Raw genomic sequence first — 21,268 nt, forward strand, 5'->3', positions numbered from 1 at the left:
GCATACTTAATAATCAATACACTTACTGACATTGAAAATATTGATTCCTACACGTGTTGTCAGCCAAATATTCCTATAAAACAGCAAACGTTCTTTTCTAGGTTCGCTAATAAACCTAATAAAAAATGACCTCTTGCTTTTATGCAAAGGTCATTTTTTTATTCATCATTAAACTTCTAAATAGCCATTTTTATTATTTGATTGCCATTTCCAAGAATCTGCACACATCTCTTCTAATCCGCGTGTTGCCTCCCAGCCTAATTCACGCTTCGCTTTAGATGCATCAGCAAAACACACTGCCACGTCACCTGGGCGACGCTCTGTAATTTTATAAGGAACTTTCTTGCCCGAAACTTTTTCAAACGCTTTAACCATCTCTAGTACACTATAGCCCATGCCTGTGCCTAGGTTATAAGCATCTACTCCTGTTGTATTCAGTACTTTCTCAAGCGCCTTTACGTGACCATTTGCTAAGTCCACAACATGAATGTAATCACGGACTCCCGTTCCATCTTTCGTTGGATAGTCATTTCCGAATACACTTAATTCTTTTAACTTACCTACTGCTACTTGCGTTACATATGGCATTAAGTTATTTGGAATTCCATTTGGATCTTCTCCAATACGCCCACTCTCGTGTGCACCAAATGGATTGAAATAACGAAGTAACGCGATACTCCATTCTGCATCTGCAAATGCTACATCACGCATAATTTGCTCAATCATTAATTTCGTTTGACCATATGGATTTGTTGCACTTAATGGAAACTCCTCCGTAATCGGTGACGTTTCCGGGATACCATATACAGTTGCAGATGAACTAAAGATCATCTTCTTAACATTATGTTTCTGCATTACTTCACATAGCACTAACGTGCTTGTAATGTTGTTATGATAATATGTTAATGGAATCGCTACTGACTCCCCTACAGCTTTAAATCCTGCAAAGTGAATAACTGCGTCAATTGCATTTTCTTCAAAAATTGCGTCAAGCACTTCATGATTTAAAACATCTTCTTTATAAAACTTAAATTGTTTTCCTGTTATTTCTTTCACTCGATTTATAGATTCTACCGAGCTATTCGAAAGGTTATCCACTACTATAACTTCGTAACCGCTATTTAGTAATTCTACGCATGTATGACTACCAATATATCCTGCTCCACCTGTTACAAGTATTGCCATAATTATAGTCCTCCATATTTCATTCATTATAAACTTCTCAAAGTATATCACATATTTCTTATCCTATGTTTAACATGCGAACACAGAAACTTACATTTTATCCCATAATGATTTTATAACATATACGATTCTAATCAGGTAACAAAAAAACGCCACATAATTTTTATTATGTGGCGTTTTTTTTATTAAATTACGTAACAATATACACTTAGAAAATGCGCAAGACTACCTAATAATACAAAAACATGAAAAATTTCATGATGCCCCATATGTTTAAACTCTAACCATTTTGGCTTTGTTCCATAAATAAATCCACCAATTGTATAAAGAATGCCTCCAAGTACTAGAAGCACGATACCTCCTGCACTTAAGTTAGCAGCTAACGGTGCAAAGAACAGAACAATTAACCAGCCCATTGTAATATAAATTGCTGTTGATAACCATCTCGGGCAACTAAACCAAAACATTTTAAAAACAATACCACAAATGGCCGTTGCATAAACTAAACAAAATAATAATAAACCGTTTGCGGAATGTAATGTAATTAAACAAAATGGTGCATATGTACCTGCAATTAATATAAAAATCATAGAGTGATCAAGCTTTCGAAAGAAATAAATAACTCGTTCACTGGCTACCACACTATGATATACAGCTGATGCTGTATACAGAACCATCATTCCGATGCCAAACAAAATAACAGCTGTAATTGCCGCAAAAGATGGCATCTTACTAGAAACTTTTACAAGCATAGCTAATAATGCAATAAATGATAATACAGCTCCCCCCAAGTGGGTAAAAGCATTAACCGGTTCCCTTATATAAGCATTCATATAAACACCCCTCATATAATTACATGTAGTTTTGATAACTACATGTAATTATATACGCATTATTATTAGAGGTCAACATTTACAATTCATTTGTTTCGTAATACCATATTTAGAGATAAATTTAACTTTATGCTCCACTAAGTTATAAAAGTGAGGGGTTCTACTTGAAAAATATAAATAAATTGCTTGAAACATTACATTTAGAAAAAAATATTACGCTTGAGGATATTCCAAATGTCGACTTGTATGTAGACCAGGTTGTCCAACTATTTGAAAATACTTATGCGGATACAACAAGAACCGATGATGAAAAAGTATTAACAAAAACAATGATTAACAATTATGCAAAAGGGAAACTGTTTATTCCAATCAAAAATAAAAAATACTCAAAAGAGCATATGATTTTAATTAGCCTAATTTATCAATTAAAAGGGGCCCTTTCCATTAATGACATAAAAAGCTCCTTAGAAAATATAAATGAATCCTTATTAGGCGATGATTCCTTCGAATTAAATACGCTATATAAAGATTATCTTACCCTTACCGAAAACAACGTTGAAAACTTTACACAAGACGTAAATAACCGTGTTTCAGAAGTAAGTGAGATTTCTTCCTTAGAAAATCCGAACCTAGAGAAATTTTTATTACTAACATCATTTGTGTCGATGAGTAATATGTACAGACGCTTAGCTGAGAAGTTGATTGATGATTTAAAAGAGTCCTAATAACTATCCGAATGATTGTAGTATTTTAGAAATTATATTTTCTAAGTATCCTTTCATGTTTATTTTTCTATTGGAATTTTACTCTTTCAAACTAAAAAAGTACATTTTGCATACTGGCAAAATGTACTTCTCTCTAAAATTATAATTTTTACTGTTTCTTTATTAGTAATTCAAAGCGATCACAATACTCTTTTACTAATAATTTACACATAGCATAGAAAATAAAAACATTAATAGTAACGATAAACATTCCCATATTCGTATTAGAGCCTGCATACAGAACCATTACTAGATTTAAAAAGATTGTTAACGTTAATCCTAAAGCTATTCCTGTCCACTTCATTTCATATAGCAATAAAAAGATGACAAATACTAATGCTGGGAAAGCATATCTCTCATGCATTTGCGTAGGTAACATAAAGAATGCAAAACTTATAAAAGTCGCTGCTTTTAATAGAATTGCCGTATTCATATGGCGATGGAAAAAGACATATAAACAAGTTAATGCCGCTGCAATAGACAAGAGTATTAATCCAACTGTTTTCAATGTAATATGTGGTAAAACTTGAATAGTATCTACCGTATTAGGATCCGTACCAATCGCGTAATACCAAATATTCATAGCAAATACAGTTACCGTTGGGAAAGTACCCACCGCATTTAAATATGCTTGTGTCAACATAGTAATAAATGTTCCATGTGCTGCGAAATAAAGGCCGAATATTAATAACGGGATACAGAACCCTATTATAAATTTAATTAATTGCTTACCTTCTCTTTTTTCAAAAATGATTTTTAGGAAATACATAGCAAATACAGGCGCAATTACGATTGATTGAAATTTAGCTAGTAACGCTATAGCGTAAATAGCACCAGACCAAGTTGGCTTATACATTAGCAATAAAATAGAACTAACCATCAATATACTATGTAACATGTCTACTTGACCCCAAATAGTCCCATCCACTATAACTGCTGGACTAAATGCAAAAAATGTCACTAATGCTGCTCTCACAATCGAATTTTCTATCCTTTTAGAAGCTATAGCAAAAATAATTATAGCCACTACTTCAAATGCAATTGATGGGACTCGAATTAAAACACCAGCAGCATCCACGGATATATTAAAAAATGACAATATCATTCCATAAATACCTAAAAGAGCTAAGAAAAACGGAGGGTAGTTTACTAAATCCCCATGTGCATACACATCACCTAATCCATATTTACCTACCGTGTTCATCCAATCCACGAAAAATAGTTGATCTCGTTCATATCCTTCTAAATGAAATGCTAAATATATTCGTAATAAAAGAGATGCAACAACTACTACCATCAAATAAAAATGCAGCCATTTAAAACTCCACCTATCTTGAGTAAAATTCATTTCATAAACACCGTCCTTATTTTTTATAGCTTACAACAATTAAAATAAAATTGATTTACTTATATAAAAATATACTCCTAAACGAATTAACAATTTTCCCATTAAACGGTAGAAAAAACCAATTAAAAATACTAACATACAAAAAAACAATCGTCAATCACGTATTGGTTAAAGTCCATTCACATTATCCACTCTATAAGTAAGCCCCAAAAAAATATCCACCTTTAAAGTGGATATTTTCATTTATTTAATTGCCTCATGAACTTTTAATTGTTTACCTTTTATCGTTGTATTTCTCATAACCTTTAAAACCAGTGGTCCTTTTCCATTTAATATTTCAACGTAAGAAACGTTATCTTGTATCGTAATAATGCCTATATCTTCTGCTGTAACACCTTTAATTTTAGCAATTGTCCCGACGAAATCTACCGCTCTAATTTTCTTTTTCTTCCCGCCATTAAAGTACAGCTTCATAATGCCTTTGTTTATGTCCGCATTTTTATCTTTCTTTATAATTGGTTTAGCATATATCTTTTCTTCAAATGCAGCTTTCTCTTTCATAACTTCTTCTTTTGAAGGTCCAATTGCCTTTGGAATTTCAAAACCAATATACTCCTCAATCTCTTCTAAAAATCTATTTTCATATGGTGTTATAAATGTAATAGCTTTTCCACTATTTCCAGCTCGTCCCGTTCTTCCAGTACGATGTACATAGCTTTCTTTTTCAAGTGGAATATCATAATTAATAACATGTGTAATATTATCAATATCAATTCCTCTCGCAGCCACGTCTGTTGCTACTAAATAACGGAATTTCCCTTTTCTAAAATCATCCATGACTTCAAAACGATCTTCTTGTACCATACCACCATGTATTTTGTCGCAAGGATAGTTAGCTCGTTTTAACTGTCTATATACATGATCTACATTTTCTTGTGTACGGCAGAAAATAATACAACTATCAGGATTCTCAATCGTTGTTACATCTTTAAGTAGTGAAAGCTTCTCGTCTTCTATCACCTCAAAAAGAGTATGTTCAATTTTATCCGTTGTAATCCCAGCTGCTTTAATTTCGATATGAGTTGGTGAATTCATATATGTACGAGACAATTTTTCAACATCTTCTGGAAGTGTTGCTGAGAATAGCATTGTCATTCTTTTTATAGGTAATTCATCAATAATTGCCTCTACTTGATCGATAAAGCCCATATTTAGCATCTCATCTGCTTCATCAATAACTAAATACTTCAAACACTCTAAAGAAAGGGTACCCTTTTCAATATGATCCAACACACGACCAGGAGTCCCAACTACAATATGTGTCTTTTGCTTTAATTCTAATTTTTGACGTGCAAATGGAGATTTCCCATAAACTGCCGCAGCCTTAATCCTTTTGAATCGACCTATATTTGTAATATCTTCTTTTACCTGTACCGCAAGCTCTCTCGTCGGTGTTAAAACTAATGCTTGTGGTTTATTCTCTTCCCACTCCACCATTTCACAAAGCGGAATACCAAATGAAGCTGTTTTTCCACTTCCAGTCTGGGACTTCACAACAAGATCCTTCTTTTGTAATGCGACTGGAATAACCTCACCTTGTACTTCTGTTGGATGATCATATCCTAACCCAGTAAGCGCCCTTACAATTTCCTTACTTAATTTATAATCAGAAAAACTTTTTTTACTCATATATTAACCTCATTTTATTCTGTATTATTTTCTTTTTTATCTTTTGTATACGTTACTATCACCCTACTTATTATACTTGAAACCTCACATAAAAAGGTGGATCATATCAGATTCATCTTTTTATATAGAAATAAACCTTATCATTTCATATATTGTTCAACTAATTGATAACATCTTTTGCTCGTATTGTTAGCATTAACCCTTTCATAGTACCCTCATCCTACCAAAAAATAAAAAGAATACATACAACCTTGTATAATTATCTCAATTTTTCAACCTTTTTTCATAAACGAACAATACAATTGAAAAAACGTTTTAAATTCGTTTTTAACGTTTTTTTTCAGATATAAAATCTACTTTTTAAAAAAATGTTAAGAAATCCTTTGACTTCTTAATAAAAATAATGTAAATTATCCTATGGACGAACATTTTTGATTAATAAAAATAAAATATTCGTATTTTAGGGGTGTAAATGATGGAAAACGTATTCGACTATGAAGATATTCAATTAATTCCTGCAAAATGTATTGTAAATAGCCGCTCTGAATGTGATACAACTGTCACTTTAGGAAAACATAAATTCAAATTACCTGTCGTGCCTGCAAATATGCAAACGATTATTGATGAAAGAATCGCAACTTATTTAGCTGAAAACAATTACTTCTATATCATGCATCGTTTCCAACCAGAGAAACGAATCTCATTCATTAGAGATATGCAATCACGTGGATTAATCGCTTCTATCAGCGTTGGTGTAAAAGAGGACGAATATGAATTCGTACAACAATTAGCTGCTGAGCAACTTACACCTGAATATATCACGATTGATATCGCACACGGTCATTCTAATGCTGTGATTAACATGATTCAACATATTAAAAAACATTTACCAGAGAGCTTCGTTATCGCTGGAAACGTTGGAACTCCCGAAGCGGTAAGAGAATTAGAAAATGCTGGTGCCGATGCAACAAAAGTTGGTATTGGACCTGGTAAAGTTTGTATTACTAAAATTAAAACAGGCTTCGGAACTGGTGGTTGGCAGCTAGCTGCACTTCGTTGGTGTGCAAAAGCTGCAAGTAAGCCAATTATCGCTGATGGTGGTATTCGTACACACGGCGACGTAGCTAAATCTATTCGATTTGGGGCAACTATGGTCATGATCGGTTCTCTATTCGCTGGTCACGAAGAGTCTCCAGGGGAAACAATTGAAAGAGATGGCAAACTTTATAAAGAATACTTCGGTTCTGCTTCTGAATTCCAAAAGGGTGAGAAGAAAAACGTTGAAGGTAAGAAAATGTTCGTTGAGCATAAAGGTTCTTTAGAAGATACGTTAATCGAAATGGAACAAGATCTTCAATCTTCTATCTCTTACGCTGGTGGAACAAAACTAGATGCTATTCGTACTGTAGATTATGTTGTCGTGAAAAACTCAATTTTTAATGGTGACAAAGTATATTAATTCTTAAAATTAAAAAGAAGGAGAAGCATAGAATTGCTTCTCCTTCTTTTTAATATATAAAAATGTTAAATATTTTTATTTTACTGAATTTTCTAGTATCATATTTTTAGATGCTTTTAATAAGGAGGATATAAGACATGAAAACTATAATTGAGAATCGTCTTGTTCGTGCGAAAGTACCTAACGAACTAAAATGGGATTTGTCTGATTTGTATAAGTCCAATGATGAGTGGCATACCGCATTAAACATATTAGAAAATGATATACAGAAACTTGATGCATTTAAAGGACGTTTACATACTAACTCCACAACTTTATTAAATTGCCTACTTTTAGAAGAAGAGCTTTTAATGAAGTTAACAAAACTGTACTCATATGCAAATTTAAAAGAATCTACTGATCGTACAAATCCAGTTATTCAAGCGAACTCTTCCAAAATTTCTGCTTTATGGACGAAAGTACATACTGCACTATCCTTTATTCATAATGAAATCCTCTCATTCGACGAAGGAACAATTGAAAAATATTTAACTGAAGAAACAAAACTCGAACCTTTCCGTAAGTCGTTACTAGAAATACTCAAAAAAAGGCAGCACACACTCTCTCCTGAAACAGAAGAAACACTTGCTGCACTTGGCGAAGTTCATAGTTCTCCATACAAAATTTACGGCATGACTAAATTGGCAGATATGGATTTCACTTCTATACAAGACGAACAAGGAAACGAACTCCCTGTTTCTTTCGCATTATTTGAAAGCAAATATGAATTTTCTCCAAGCGCATACATACGTAGAAAAGCATACTCATCATTTGTTTCCACCTTGAAACGATATAAAAATATAGTTGCGACAACATATGCTACCGAAGTAAAAAAACAAGTAACACTTTCTCGTTTACGTAAATATGAATCCGTTACCCATATGCTATTAGAACCACAAAAGGTTCCACTTGAAATGTATAACAACCAACTTGATATTATTTATAAAGAATTAGCACCTCATATGCGCCGTTTTGCAGATTTAAAAAAGAAAGCATTAGGACTCGATCAAATGCTTTTCTGCGACTTACATGCACCTTTAGATCCCGAATTTAATCCGACGATTACTTATGAAGAAGCAGCCACGCTCATTCAAGATTCTTTAAAAGTATTAGGCGATGAATATAGTTCCATAATCGAAAAAGGATTCAAAGAAAGATGGGTAGATCTTGCAGATAACGTAGGCAAATCAACAGGGGCATTTTGCTCAAGTCCATACGGCTCTCATCCCTATATTTTAATTACATGGCAAAATACGATGCGTGGATGCTTCACATTAGCACATGAATTTGGACATGCTGGTCATTTCTATTTAGCAAATAAAAACCAACGTATCATGAACGTACGCCCATCTATGTACTTTGTTGAAGCACCATCAACTATGAATGAATTACTATTAGCTCAGCATTTACTAGCGACTACTGACGATAAGAGGATGCGCAGATGGGTCATTCTACAACTACTCGGCACATATTATCACAACTTTGTTACTCATTTACTTGAGGGTGAATACCAACGTAGAGTATATGCTCTAGCAGAAGAAGGACAGCCCCTTACAGCTACAACTTTAACTGAAATTAAAACAAATGTCCTTTCGACATTCTGGGGAGATTCTGTAGAAATCGATGAAGGTGCGGGCTTAACTTGGATGCGTCAGCCTCATTATTATATGGGTCTATATTCTTACACATATTCCGCAGGCCTCACTGCATCTACTGCAGTAGCTCAAATGATTAAAGATGAAGGACAACCTGCTATTGATCGCTGGTTAGATGTGCTTCGCGCTGGTGGTACAATGAAACCACTTGAACTAATGAAACATGCCGGAGTAGATATGTCAAAACCAGATGCAATCCGTCAAGCTGTTTCTTACGTTGGTTCATTAATTGATGAATTAGAGCATTCTTATCAAGAATAAAAAATAAGCCCTCGCTTTATGAGGGCTTATTTCATATTTACTTCCCAAACCTTTTACGATATCCACATTTCCTACAAAGCTCTTCAACCGCAACTCTTTTGGAAAATCCATCGACAATGTTTGTTGCTCTTTCACCTTCTATAATGTTAGAAAATGAATCGTTATTAATATTTCCAAGGTTAATAATCCCTTCACCATCTAAACAACAAGGAATAACCGTCCCATTCGCTAAAATCCCTGCTTGATTACGAAGTCCATGACAGAATCCTTTCCCATCATCCTCTTCTTCATGTAATGCTGGCCACTGGAATTCATAGTCTTGATTAATAAAGACACGTTCTGCAATTTTTATACCTTTTCCTGGTGTAAGCTTCTCTTCAATCTGATAAGATAGATCAAATTCATTTTCAATTATGGATAATAACTCCCTATTTTTCTGAATTTCAGCATTTGTTTTATTATCCTGAGTTAAATTCCATAACCTTAACGATACAATTAAATCTGATTGACTTGTCGCTTCCCTAATGAAGGAAAGTATACTCCTTACATAGCCCTCTTTATCTTGCGAACCTGGGTGTCCATCAAAACTATGCAGTGAAAAATTCATTTGTCTTAACGCGGGCTTATTTAACAGCCTATGCCTTCTCTTATTAATTAACGTTCCGTTCGTTGTAATATTAACTTTAAACCCTTTTTCATGACTTAAGTCTAATAGTTGATCTATTTTCGGATGGAGCAACGGCTCCCCCTTCACGTGCAAATAAATGTAGTCTGTGTGAGGTTTAATTTGGTCTAATCTTTTAGCAAAATCCTCTACAGAAATGAATTGCTTCTGCCTTTCCGTCGGCGGACAAAAGCTACACGCAAGATTACATACACTCGTAATCTCCAAGTAAAACTTCTTAAACTTCTTCACCTTTAATTCCTCACTTCTCTAACTACTTATACTTTTTTCCTCTTCATATTACAGCATATTTTTATGGAAATAGAAACATACTTATTTTAGGAAATCTACATACCATCTAATAATATTTAAAAGACCATCGGTAATTTTTGTCCAATGGTCTCTTTATCCTTTTTATATGCAAAGAATAAATTTATTTATGATACGGTTCATCATAACTATTCTAAATAAGCTTATTTTTTATTATTTTCATAATTAAATTTAACAAAAAAGGTAGTGCCTTCTGATCCTGTTTTAATTTCTATTTTTGCATTATGGCGGGCAGCAATGGCATAACATACACCTAACCCCAATCCAGTTCCATTATCTTTGGTCGTGTAAAATGGCGTACCCAGTTTCTCTAATACTTCAGGCCTAATACCTTTTCCTTGATCCTGCACTGCAAGCACCACACAATTTTGACCTTCCTTGTAGGTGCTAATGGTTAGAACTTTCCCTGTATCCATCGCTTCTAAGCCATTACGATATAGATTCATTAATAATTGCCGTATCTCATTACGATTTAAAAGTAATTCCGGAATGTCATTTGTATCGACTTGAATATACTTATTTTGATTGTGCGTATCAACCTTTATTAAAGGAATAATATCGCGGATAATTGAATTTAAATCTAACATCTGTAAATCCAATTTCCTTGTATTCCCCATTGAGAGAAATTCAGTAATAATAGAATTGGCACGGTTAAGTTCTTCAATCATTAAATGAAAGTACTTATTATGTTTCTCATAGGTATTCTCTTCTTTTAATAACTGCAAAAATCCTAGTACCGTTGTCATTGGATTTCTAATTTCATGGCTGATACCTGCTGCCATTTGCCCTATTAAATCAATGTTAGATAATCTTTTCAATTCCTGTTCATATTTCTTTTTTTCCGTTATGTTTTTAAAAATACAGCAAATACCATCATCATACGGGTATGCAATAACTTCGTGCCAATATTCATCTGCAGTAGAAAGAAATTCGAAATGAACTGTAGTTCGCTCTGACATTGCACGATGAAATTCCTTATACATAACTGTGTCGATGTCACTCGGGAAAACATCCCATATATTCTTTCCTAATACATCTTTTGCTGTTTTTCTTTGCGGAAAATATTGGTGCTTATTTACGTACGTAAATTCCCATTTATTATTTAAAGTAAAGAATCCATCCGTAATACATTCAATCACACTTGTAACTTTTTCATTAGCAGCAGCTAGCTCTCCCGTTCGCTCTTCCACTATACTTTCTAGTTTATCCATATATAACAAATTTGAAAACGTAGGGGCTGTGGCGTCAACAATAGATTTTGCTAGTTGAATTTGAGAATTATCGTAATTGTGAGCTTTTCCTTCTTTACCAACGACGATTACCCCTAATACTTCTCCCATTGAAACCAATGGAATCATCAATAAATCCTTACTATCTATATTTTTTGTTTGAATAACCTCTTGGATCTTGGCTTCATAGCTTTTCTCTGTCCAATCCGCTTCTGTCCAATCACAGCCCTTACTTAATTTCGTTGTTTTAATCGTTGTTTTGTCTAGCGGATCTAGAAGATGGGCAGTCATATTTTTACTTTCTAAAATCTGATCTAAGTAAAAAAAGCATTTATCAAAACTCTCCTGTATTGAGGCACACATTGATAAATCACGGGTAACATTTAGTAACAGCTGCTTCTCAGCAATAAGGTTTTCCTTTTGTGTTAAATTATTTGCGTTTTGAATTGCGACCGCGGCCATATTTACATAAGCTTCAACACTTTGAATTTCTGAATCTGTTAAGTTCATCGGAATCCCATAATCAAATAAAAAAACCAGACCAAATAACTCTTGCCTAAATGAGATAGGCAGAGCTAATAAGGACTTAATTTTAAACGCATCAACGGGTCTCGGATCTGGTCGATGATCCTTTGAGGTATCAGGAATATAGATGGTTTTTTTCGTTTCAATAACTTCTTTTGCCAGTAAATCTACTTCAGGATCAATTACCTGAGTATCGAGCGTTACGCCATTTATGGTCTCTGGTTTTCCTGCAAACCCTCTAAATGTTCCATCTTCCTGGGGTAAATAAATTCCAACAGCATCGCACCTAACAATCTCCTCTGATATCGCCATTGTCACACGCTGTAATACTTCACGTAGTTCTAATTTTGTATTTATTATTTTTGTTATATTCGCGAGCCTAGAATATCTCGTCTGATCACTTACCATTCACATAGCCTCCAGTTATAGGCATAATAAAATAAATATGATAATATCAGCGTCTTACCTTTGTTTTACATAGAATACCTTACTTATGGTAAGGTTCACCGTGACTAATCTAAGTGCGGTTTATGGACATGGAAAAATAATTCCCCAATCAATATTACTATCATTAAAAATATCTTCTGCATCATTATCTTCTATCCAAGAATTAAAATAATCTTCAACCATTCCCTCAGACATTGTATAATATATACTTACTGGAAAATATTGCTTCCTCTTGATATAATCGATTCTGTACCAATCTTCTTTATCAATAAAGGTTTTATAATTGTACCCTACTTTCAATTTATCTGTTGTCTCTTTCCATTGTTCAATATCACCAATACAATTTTTTATAATATATTTTTGTAACTGTTCACTACTTAGCTGAGCTAATTCACATAGTATTCCGCAAAAACTTATTAAATCATCTGTTTTAACTTCATTTTGATTTGTAATTCCACTTGCGGGGAACTTATACGAAAACAATTCCCTCCATTCTTTGAGATTCTGTAATGTATTCTCCATATTTAATGCAAAATTTTTATCCAAATGGTTTAAATAGTCTTTTGTTAATTTAATTACTTTTTTATGCGTTAACTCTAAAAACTTATCATTTTTCCACTCATTGTATGGAATACTATATAGAAACGCTCTACTACTTGTTAACAATGCATAATATGAAAAATAAGGAATAGCCATTTTTAAATTTTTTTCTTTAGCATAGTTTAATGAGTTTAACATCATACTTGAAGCAAGAATCATTTTTGCACTTAAATAGTTTCTAGTGATCCATTCTGAATTCATTTCTTTGGTCATGCTTTTTTTTATATTAGAACTATGTTTAGCATATATCCATTCACCAAAACCCTTAATTTCTTCATCTGCAAAATTATTTGGTAAATAATTATACGGGAATGGGTCAGTTTGATACCTTACTAAAAATTGCGACACTATACCGCCTCCTTATCTATATCCATTATATATTAAATGTAATTAAAAAAGGCGCAGATAAGTCATCATATGATGACTTATCCACACCTTTTTCAGTAAAGTAGTTCAGTACCGCATTATTAAATTGAATTTGGATACTATCAATTTTTCGTTCTTCATTAATTGTTATTTCCTTTATTAGCAACGTTACCAAATGCTTCTGCTGTTCTTGCGTAATTGACTGTTTAAATGCTTTATGGAAATTCCCCATGACTTCTTTAATCAATGTTTCATCAATTGTATGTGTCTTTAACGATTGCATTTGTAGTTTAATTGGTTGTAAGCGAAGTTCTACTTGGTCGATTAATTCATTGGTTTTATTCAAGCGTTGCTGCAACTCTACTTTTGTAATGAGATCGTCTTCAAACATCTCCATGGCTCTTTCTTTCTTACGTTGGAGCTGTTCGAGTTCTTTTGCTAGTGTTGCAAATTCGCGCTTTATCGGCTCATCGTTATTAGACCTTTTACCATTCACAGTGTCAACAATGTCTTGAATCAGTTGCTCATTTGTAGCAAGTTGCTGTAGTCGCTCAAAAATGTATGCCTCTGCCTTATCCGCACGAATTGTATTAGAGTTGCAAACTGATGTCCCTTTGTTCTTCCATGCACCACAAGCATAATACTCAATAGTTTTCCTTGTTCCGTCCTTCAGCTTATTGACCGTGCGGCTCACAACCATCCCAGCTCCACATTTTGGGCATCGTAGTACACCTGTAAAGGGGAACGCGCCTCCATGGACACGATTTGGTTTGTGTGATCTTTTCTTTAGGATTTGTTGCGCCTTCTCCCAAGTCACCTGCGAAATGATGGCATCGTGTTCACCTTTTTGAAAAACGGGATTAGGGTTAATATCACCTCTACGCTTATCAGTCCAGTTGCGTCTAACATTATATCGAATTACCCCAATATACACTGGATTTTCTAAGATAGTCTTAATGGCATTTATCGAGAAGGGCTTACCTTTTTTACCACGATGCCCTTCTTGGTTAATACGGTTAGCAATTGCTTTGTAACCATTTCCACTTACATACAGTTCAAAGATTCGACGGACTGTTTGTGCCTCTTTTTCATTAATAACTAATTTTGTATGTTTTCGCTTATTACCATGGGATAACGTTTCTTCTAAATCGTAGCCTAGAACTTGTCCACCATTCCACTTACCTTCTCTTGCTCTTGCTAACATACCCATTTTTACATTTTCAGAAATTGTGTTGCGTTCAAATTCTGCAATAGCCGCCATCATATGAAATTGAAGTTTACCTGATGACGTTTCTGTCTCATGGTTTTCTGTAAATGATCGGAAACTAATGTAATTTTGATTAAACACTTCAACAATTTTTAGTAAGTCCAAAATATTTCTAGCTAATCGATTAGTTTTCCAAACCAACACAATATCGAAAAGCTGATTTCTTGCATCGCTTAACATTTGCTTTAATGCTGGTCGCTTCTCAATCGACTTACCACTAATTCCTCGATCCGCATACACTTGATGAATGATGTAGCCATTATTCGTGCACCAATCAGACAACAATCTCTCTTGTTCATCTATTGAATAACCTTCTTCTGCTTGTTCTGTTGTTGATACACGAGCATAAATTGCTACTCTTTTAATTTGGACGGTTGAGGAAATCATTGCATTTTGAACTACATCATTTTTCGTTGTTTCTAGTGTCTGTTGGTTTATCATCTTCTCCTACTCCTTCTGTAAGTTCCTTAGTAATGTAGCACTCACACATCTCTGCTAATATTTCAATGAATGTCATATTCATACCTCACAATTTCTGCTAACTGTCATTAGTAAATATTAATTATCTAGTGTTCACTCACGAATTCTTTATACTTTTCCGTGATATTTTAGAAACTTCAAAAGGTGTTGATGTTTGATAAATAAACCGACCATCAAATTCAATGCCATATACTTGCACACCATTTTTAGTGTTTTCTTCACCTTTGATTACTCTACGGGTATGATACTTATTTTGTTTTGAATCTTTTTCTTTAATAAGCACGCCCATTGCATCGAGTTCCCTTAATACAACCTTTACATCACTAAAACCATTTTCAACTAGCATCCTTTTAAAATCACTGGACAAAATGTAGGCTTGTGTTTTCTTATTTTTCTTATCAATATCAATTCGGCCCCAAATCGTTTGGTTTTCGGGATTTCCTTCTTTATTAATATAGAAATGCTTTTGATTTTTTAATAACCACTCTCGCATCATCTCATGAGCCTTCGGACCAATTAAACGTTCTTCTAGAGACTCTTTTTCTTGAAGAACTAATAGCTCACGAATTGCTTCAACGTCTAAGTTAATTTTAAATACTTCGTTAATTAATTTAGCAGCCATAATAATTAATGCAAACTTTTTACTAATTCGATCATTAAACTTAGAATCAGGCAAAATTAATGCCATTTGCTCTGTTTCATATTCCCATGCTTTTTGAATAAATGTTTTTGTATACCCTAAAAGTTTTTTCACAAATATTTCTGATGCCTGTCCATAATTATTAGATAAGCTATGATTAATAGCTTTGGCTTGAGTTGCATCATTTGTCCATTGAATGTTTTGGAATTCAAACACTCTTGCACGAATTCCTTCATTCTGATTGACTTGATCAATTAAAGAACCTTCTCCAGTTGTAATAATTGTAGTTGCCCATGATGCTCTCTCTCTCTGGGCGCTATCTTTATTTAAACGTGCCTTTTCTAAATTTTTTGCCCATGTGTAAAGGACATTTACAAGCTTTTTTGCACCCATTGTTGTTAATGAGGTTTCATCACAAACGATAGGCATACCATTATTATTCGCAATTACTTTAGTTAAGGCATTATTTGTACCATTGAAGCTTTGGATAAGGGATCTAGGACCTTCTTTAGGATCACCAAATCCAGAAACTGCTACCATCGCTGCTGTTGTTTTACCCGTTGTGCTATTACCGCAAATGTGAAAAATCAACGAATCTGAATGAATATTCAAAAACTTGTTGATATACCCAACCAGTACTGCTGAAAATCCCATACTTAACGCTAATTCTAATGATGGATTCCCAACAACATACTTTTTAATCGTTAACAACCATTCATCAAGTGTCCCTTTTGGAAAAATGTTATATTCCCCTACATACTTGGATGGTTGATTTTGTAAAGATATTAATTGATTTTGACTAAAATAATGATTTTTCCCATCTAACATCCAACCAACTTGCTCATGCATTTTATCAATGGATAATTCGTATTCTTGTTCAATTAAGTAAGAGATAATGACTTTTGTTTTCCAAGTTGCTACATCAGCACCTTTAGCCATAAGTACATTAAATTTTTGTTCCGTCACATCTTTTCGACTTATAACGTCGCTTTGCCAACCATCATTACAATAAAATGTTAATTCCCACAAAATCTCACCTGTATCAATTTTTCGGTATGATTTGGATAAGTAGATTGCTCTACCTATCCAACCCCATGTTTTTTTATCTTCAAGCCACTTGTATACACCTGTTGAATCACATTGATAATTCTTGGTTACAATATTTAATGTCATCTAATCCACCTTACAACCTAGTTTGACATATAGAATTACTCGACCTTGTTGTTTATAGTAGCCCTCGCTAAATGAAATACTAGTTTTATTAGAGAAATCCAAATTAAATTGTTTAATTATAGCTTCTACAAGACCCGTATTATAAACAATTGTACGGTCATTTTTAAAACTACCCTTATAACTGGAAACATTTAATTCATCCGCATTACATAGCACTAAATATGCTCCTGTGAAGCCAACAGAAAGTCGAGTTGGATTATTTAATTTTGCAGTGGCATCCTTTGTCAGTCTAATGCTGGTGCCTGTATCAGCTTTAACAATACTTAAAAAAGATGCCCCCCTATTACCAACACTAGAGAATGCTTTTACTTTTGTAGATAGAAATTCTTCTAACTGTTCATCTAATTCTTTTTGGGCTGTAGGGCTCACATTAAGACCAACATTTTTGAGTACTTGTTTTGTTGACTTTGACAAAGATGCACCATTTTCTTCGAACTCTTCATCTTCCAATCCAAGGTCACTATCTTCTTCGAGCTCTTCATCTTCCAACCCAAGGTCACTATCTTCTTCGAGCTCTTCATCTTCCAACCCAAGGTCACTATCTTCTTCGAGCTCTTCATCTTCCAACCCAAGGTCACTATCTTCTTCGAGCTCTTCATCTTCCAACCCAAGGTCACTATCTTCTTCGAGCTCTTCATCTTCCAACCCAAGGTCACTATCTTCTTCGAGCTCTTCATCTTCCAACCCAAGGTCACTATCTTCTTCGAGCTCTTCATCTTCCAACCCAAGGTCACTATCTTCTTCAAAAAGAAATTCTTCATCGTTAGTAACATTTTTTTTTGCAAATTCGTTTTGATTATGTTGCTTTTTTCGTTTCATCTTAAACATCCCTTCTGTATTTATCCTGCAGAATATTGTCTACACAAATTAGAATACAGCGGACTGTCCTAACAATCTTTGTTCATTTTTAATGATTGAATTATGACCAAATCATTTTAATACAAAAACCCCGGTATTTTAACGGTAGAGGCAGGTCTACATAAATTAAAATACAGGGGCTCATTAAAGATCTTTATTCATTTCAAAAGTTAGATTATGTTCAATACCCTAAAATAATTTGCTCAATTGGCATTTCCTTAAATTGCTCGTCTTCTGAGTGCCTAAAGTCATTAGCTAATTTAATAGTAGAAGAATGTTTTGAAACAACATCTGTTAAATTTACATATAACTCATGCAAAAGGCTATCTCTATCCAGTTCTGTTAAATAAGGATATTTACTAACCGAATAAATATCTACAATTATTTTTGCTAAATCTTTTTCTAACATTAACAAATACTCCTGTTTGTTATCCTCTAGAAATAAATTACGAATAATATTATATCTTTTTTTGTTTATCTCTACTTCTATTTTTAATGCATTAATTTTTAATAAATACATTTCTTTCCTTTTACCATTAAAATGTGATTCAATTAAAGATTCTAAAGTGTCGAAATATTGTTTTATCAATATTGAATTAACAGCATCATATTTTTCATCTTTCATTTTACTTAAACTTTGCTTTACATTTAATTCTTCTAATTGTATTAATTTTTCTGCTGCCTCCACAGTAAATTCAAAGTTACCCTCTCCTGTTTTGAAATCCTTTATTTGAAGATCGATACTCGCTAATTTATTATTACAATTTCGAACAAAAGTAGAATGTGTATTATTTAATCGGTCTGGGTCACATTCTTGATTCGCCAATTTCAGTTTAAGTTGCACAATTTGCGACATATTTAAATATTTCATATAATCACCTCTAATTTTTAATATCCCCCCTTTCCCCCTATTTTTCAAGGATTATACAAAAAAATATATCGATTTCAGTTACTAATTTATAAATTAAACACTATACCTGTTAATTCATTACTTTTGGACTTAACCTGCATATTCCATACTCTCATGTTCTAAAAAACAAACCCTTTTAAATAAATACTCATTTAGGAAAGCCTTCCTAAATGAGCAAGTTATCATTACTAATAATCTCCTGTAAAGGCATTATTATATGGTCTATTTAACCCATTACCTATATTTTCAGATGAATCCCCTTATATTTTACAAATCAATTGATTAAACGCTTTTTGTTAGGATAGGATCAAGGACTGCCTATTCCTATTTTCATCTCAGCGCCTTTCCCTTCTAACAAAAAAGCTATAAATGCTTTACTTTGCATTTATAGCTCTTATTTTTTAACCATATCGATAATATTTTTAAGTGTGCATTTAGTACATAGTTGATAACAATGTAAGCATGGATATATTTTCAAGCCTTTCACCCTCTTTGATTTAATATTTAATGTTATTATTTTTGATGATTTCTTTCGCAACCTCAGTTGCCACTGCAATCACAACCGGTACAACTACTTTCTGCCACATTCATTTCACCTCCTTATAATCCAGCTTGTTCTTTCAAATATGAGATATAGTGTAAAAGCAATTGTTGATCATAAAAGCTCTCTACACTATCAATTACCATTCTGACATCGGTTTCGTTAATTTCAATTTCTTCTGTAACAACCTCATCCATAAGCATTTCTACAAATGTTTCTTCATCCATCAGTTCTTCGTATTCGTTGTTATAGCTCTTATACTTACGATAGTACGTCTCATTATCAATAATTACTCTATGAAATTTAGCATCCATATACTCATACCCTCCATCCTTGTAGCTCATAGTTGATAAATCATCTAACGATTTTGTCATACTCCTGTGTTTTCTCATTAAATATTGCACTATACATATCTCATTGTCTTTTCCATTGATAAAAATAATAGACAAAGCCTCAACCGTTTTATTTGGTGCTGCAAGAACACTTAACGGAATTAAAGCTTTGTCTATTTCATCTTTATATAAATAAATTTTTTCATAAGATAAACCATTAATCTTTAGTTGGATATTGATTTGTTATTATTTGAGCATTCTCATCATTAGGTTGTTTCATCGCTACCTCCAACAACTTCATCCATTTCAAAGCATTTTTTTCATCCCCATAATATAATTCCCGTGGCAGTAAATAGCTTGCTATTACAATTTCAATATACGGACGTTCCATGTCATTTACGGTAACAATCAGTTTTGCTGAAAAAATCTTTTTTTCTTCTATAGATTTTCTTTCACCACTTACACCGCCTATTATCGCTCCTATGCCACCGCCTATTATTCCACCTACAATTGCACCACCTATACTTGTACCTCTTGACGTGGAGACAGTGGTTCGACCATCTATTTGCATTTCACATCCAAGAACCTCATGATAATCATAAAATCTCTTCTCTTGCCCTGTTACATACCAAAAACCCTTTTTCTTTTTATCAAAAATAAATTGATAATAACCTTTTTGCCAATCTATACGATCTGTTACCTCTCCTCCCCTACTAGTAATATCTTCACTGACTACATTCTTAGCACTTTTTCTATCTCTACTTGAAATAAAAAGATATCCTATTATGACTGCAATTATAATGAATATTATCATTCTATCGTTACCTCATCCTATTCAAAGTATGAATCTGCTTTTACCGATCCTTCCGGTTTTGGCGGGTCAACCTCCTCAATATTTCTATCTTCTTCAAAATACGAGTCTGCCTTTACTGATCCCTCTGGTTTCGTGGGAGCTACTTCTTCAATACCTTTGTCTTCCTCAAAGTATGAATCTGCTTTTACTGCCCCTTCTGGTTTTTCAATTTCTTGTTGATTATTGTTATTATTTCGAGATTCTTCCTGCTGTTCTAAGTTATCATTAGTCATACCATATATAGAATGTAACATTCCTGCTAGTTCAATTTCGTTCTGTGATATGTCATTTAAAGCCAGCGCTTTTAATTTGAATGTGTTATCCTCTTTATTTATTACAAATTGAACTTTAGCCTTCACCTCCTGCTCACGATATGAACAATTACCTGTAAACTCAACTATCTCTTCATTATCCTTTGACGTAAAATACTTCCATTTAGGGTTTTTAAAAAATTTATGAAATGCTTCTTCTATAGCCATTGAATCATAATTAGGAAGCTTAGAGGATTTAATTTTTTGTACATACTCATGGTCTTTTGTAGTTGCTATCACAACCTCTTCTTTTACCTGCTTATCAGCTTTATTTACTGCTTCATCTACATCATCACTACTACACCCTGTTACTAATAAAACAGAGCTTACAAAAATACTACCCACAATTTTTTTCATTTTTCTCCTCCACTGAGTTCCAATCATCTGTATCTATACCCTTAATCCCTTGAACTAAACACCGATTCATACGTATCATCCATTGATTAAAA

17 protein-coding genes are annotated in these 21,268 nt (G+C 33.4%); 3 read left to right on the plus strand and 14 right to left on the minus strand.

Annotated features, from left to right (window positions below):
• Positions 1-168 precede the first annotated feature (168 nt).
• The gene (gene galE, locus MHH27_RS28085) at positions 169-1,185 is read right to left on the minus strand and encodes a UDP-glucose 4-epimerase GalE (RefSeq protein WP_053563268.1); all 1,017 of its coding nucleotides are present in this window, start codon (positions 1,183-1,185) and stop codon (positions 169-171) included.
• 185 nt (positions 1,186-1,370) lie between these two features.
• Positions 1,371-2,018: a PAQR family membrane homeostasis protein TrhA gene (trhA, locus tag MHH27_RS28090; RefSeq protein ID WP_090978341.1), complete on the minus strand. Its 648-nt coding sequence runs from the start codon at positions 2,016-2,018 to the stop codon at positions 1,371-1,373.
• 164 nt (positions 2,019-2,182) lie between these two features.
• Here trhA and MHH27_RS28095 point away from each other — a divergent pair, with 164 nt between their 5' ends.
• Positions 2,183-2,743: a DUF1836 domain-containing protein gene (locus tag MHH27_RS28095; protein ID WP_090978343.1), complete on the plus strand. Its 561-nt coding sequence runs from the start codon at positions 2,183-2,185 to the stop codon at positions 2,741-2,743.
• Between the two features lie 148 nt (positions 2,744-2,891).
• Here the strand turns inward: MHH27_RS28095 and MHH27_RS28100 are convergent, their stop codons facing one another.
• Positions 2,892-4,130, minus strand: a complete 1,239-nt coding sequence (locus MHH27_RS28100) for a hypothetical protein (protein ID WP_098250878.1) — start codon at positions 4,128-4,130, stop codon at positions 2,892-2,894.
• 243 nt (positions 4,131-4,373) lie between these two features.
• Positions 4,374-5,819, minus strand: coding sequence for an ATP-dependent RNA helicase DbpA (gene dbpA, locus MHH27_RS28105; protein WP_053563264.1), 1,446 nt, complete (start codon positions 5,817-5,819; stop codon positions 4,374-4,376).
• Between the two features lie 475 nt (positions 5,820-6,294).
• On the opposite strand from dbpA, the gene guaC reads away from it, so the two are divergent.
• Complete coding sequence (gene guaC, locus MHH27_RS28110; RefSeq protein WP_000432447.1) at positions 6,295-7,278, plus strand: GMP reductase; 984 nt, start codon at positions 6,295-6,297, stop codon at positions 7,276-7,278.
• A 137-nt stretch (positions 7,279-7,415) separates the two neighbouring features.
• Positions 7,416-9,233: an oligoendopeptidase F gene (gene pepF, locus MHH27_RS28115; RefSeq protein ID WP_340944779.1), complete on the plus strand. Its 1,818-nt coding sequence runs from the start codon at positions 7,416-7,418 to the stop codon at positions 9,231-9,233.
• A gap of 37 nt (positions 9,234-9,270) precedes the next feature.
• Here the strand turns inward: pepF and MHH27_RS28120 are convergent, their stop codons facing one another.
• The 10 genes from MHH27_RS28120 to MHH27_RS28165 all read right to left on the minus strand — a co-directional run bounded on the left by MHH27_RS28120 (position 9,271) and on the right by MHH27_RS28165 (position 21,176).
• Positions 9,271-10,149: a radical SAM/SPASM domain-containing protein gene (locus MHH27_RS28120; protein ID WP_000713633.1), complete on the minus strand. Its 879-nt coding sequence runs from the start codon at positions 10,147-10,149 to the stop codon at positions 9,271-9,273.
• A gap of 221 nt (positions 10,150-10,370) precedes the next feature.
• Positions 10,371-12,389, minus strand: coding sequence for a GAF domain-containing sensor histidine kinase (locus MHH27_RS28125; protein ID WP_069356595.1), 2,019 nt, complete (start codon positions 12,387-12,389; stop codon positions 10,371-10,373).
• A 120-nt stretch (positions 12,390-12,509) separates the two neighbouring features.
• Positions 12,510-13,376 (minus strand): hypothetical protein, encoded by an 867-nt coding sequence (locus MHH27_RS28130; RefSeq protein WP_340944782.1) that lies wholly within the window; start codon positions 13,374-13,376, stop codon positions 12,510-12,512.
• A 25-nt stretch (positions 13,377-13,401) separates the two neighbouring features.
• Entirely contained in the window at positions 13,402-15,102 is a 1,701-nt protein-coding gene (locus tag MHH27_RS28135; RefSeq protein ID WP_340944784.1) for a recombinase family protein, read from the minus strand.
• Positions 15,103-15,238: 136 nt separating this feature from the next.
• Positions 15,239-16,954: a DUF927 domain-containing protein gene (locus tag MHH27_RS28140; protein WP_340944787.1), complete on the minus strand. Its 1,716-nt coding sequence runs from the start codon at positions 16,952-16,954 to the stop codon at positions 15,239-15,241.
• Complete coding sequence (locus tag MHH27_RS28145; RefSeq protein ID WP_340944789.1) at positions 16,955-17,833, minus strand: hypothetical protein; 879 nt, start codon at positions 17,831-17,833, stop codon at positions 16,955-16,957.
• Positions 17,834-18,053: 220 nt separating this feature from the next.
• Positions 18,054-18,743 (minus strand): hypothetical protein, encoded by a 690-nt coding sequence (locus MHH27_RS28150; protein ID WP_340944790.1) that lies wholly within the window; start codon positions 18,741-18,743, stop codon positions 18,054-18,056.
• Positions 18,744-19,382: 639 nt separating this feature from the next.
• Positions 19,383-19,697 carry a hypothetical protein gene (locus MHH27_RS28155; protein ID WP_340944792.1) on the minus strand — a complete coding sequence of 105 codons (315 nt, stop codon included), beginning with the start codon at positions 19,695-19,697 and terminating at the stop codon, positions 19,383-19,385.
• A gap of 175 nt (positions 19,698-19,872) precedes the next feature.
• On the minus strand, positions 19,873-20,469 hold the full coding sequence (locus MHH27_RS28160; RefSeq protein ID WP_340944793.1) for a hypothetical protein: 597 nt from the start codon (positions 20,467-20,469) through the stop codon (positions 19,873-19,875).
• Between the two features lie 17 nt (positions 20,470-20,486).
• The gene (locus MHH27_RS28165; protein ID WP_340944794.1) at positions 20,487-21,176 is read right to left on the minus strand and encodes a hypothetical protein; all 690 of its coding nucleotides are present in this window, start codon (positions 21,174-21,176) and stop codon (positions 20,487-20,489) included.
• Positions 21,177-21,268 lie beyond the last annotated feature (92 nt).

It is taken from the genome of Bacillus sp. FSL L8-0152, assembly GCF_038006365.1.
In the GTDB taxonomy this organism is placed as follows: Bacteria; Bacillota; Bacilli; order Bacillales; family Bacillaceae_G; genus Bacillus_A; species Bacillus_A cereus.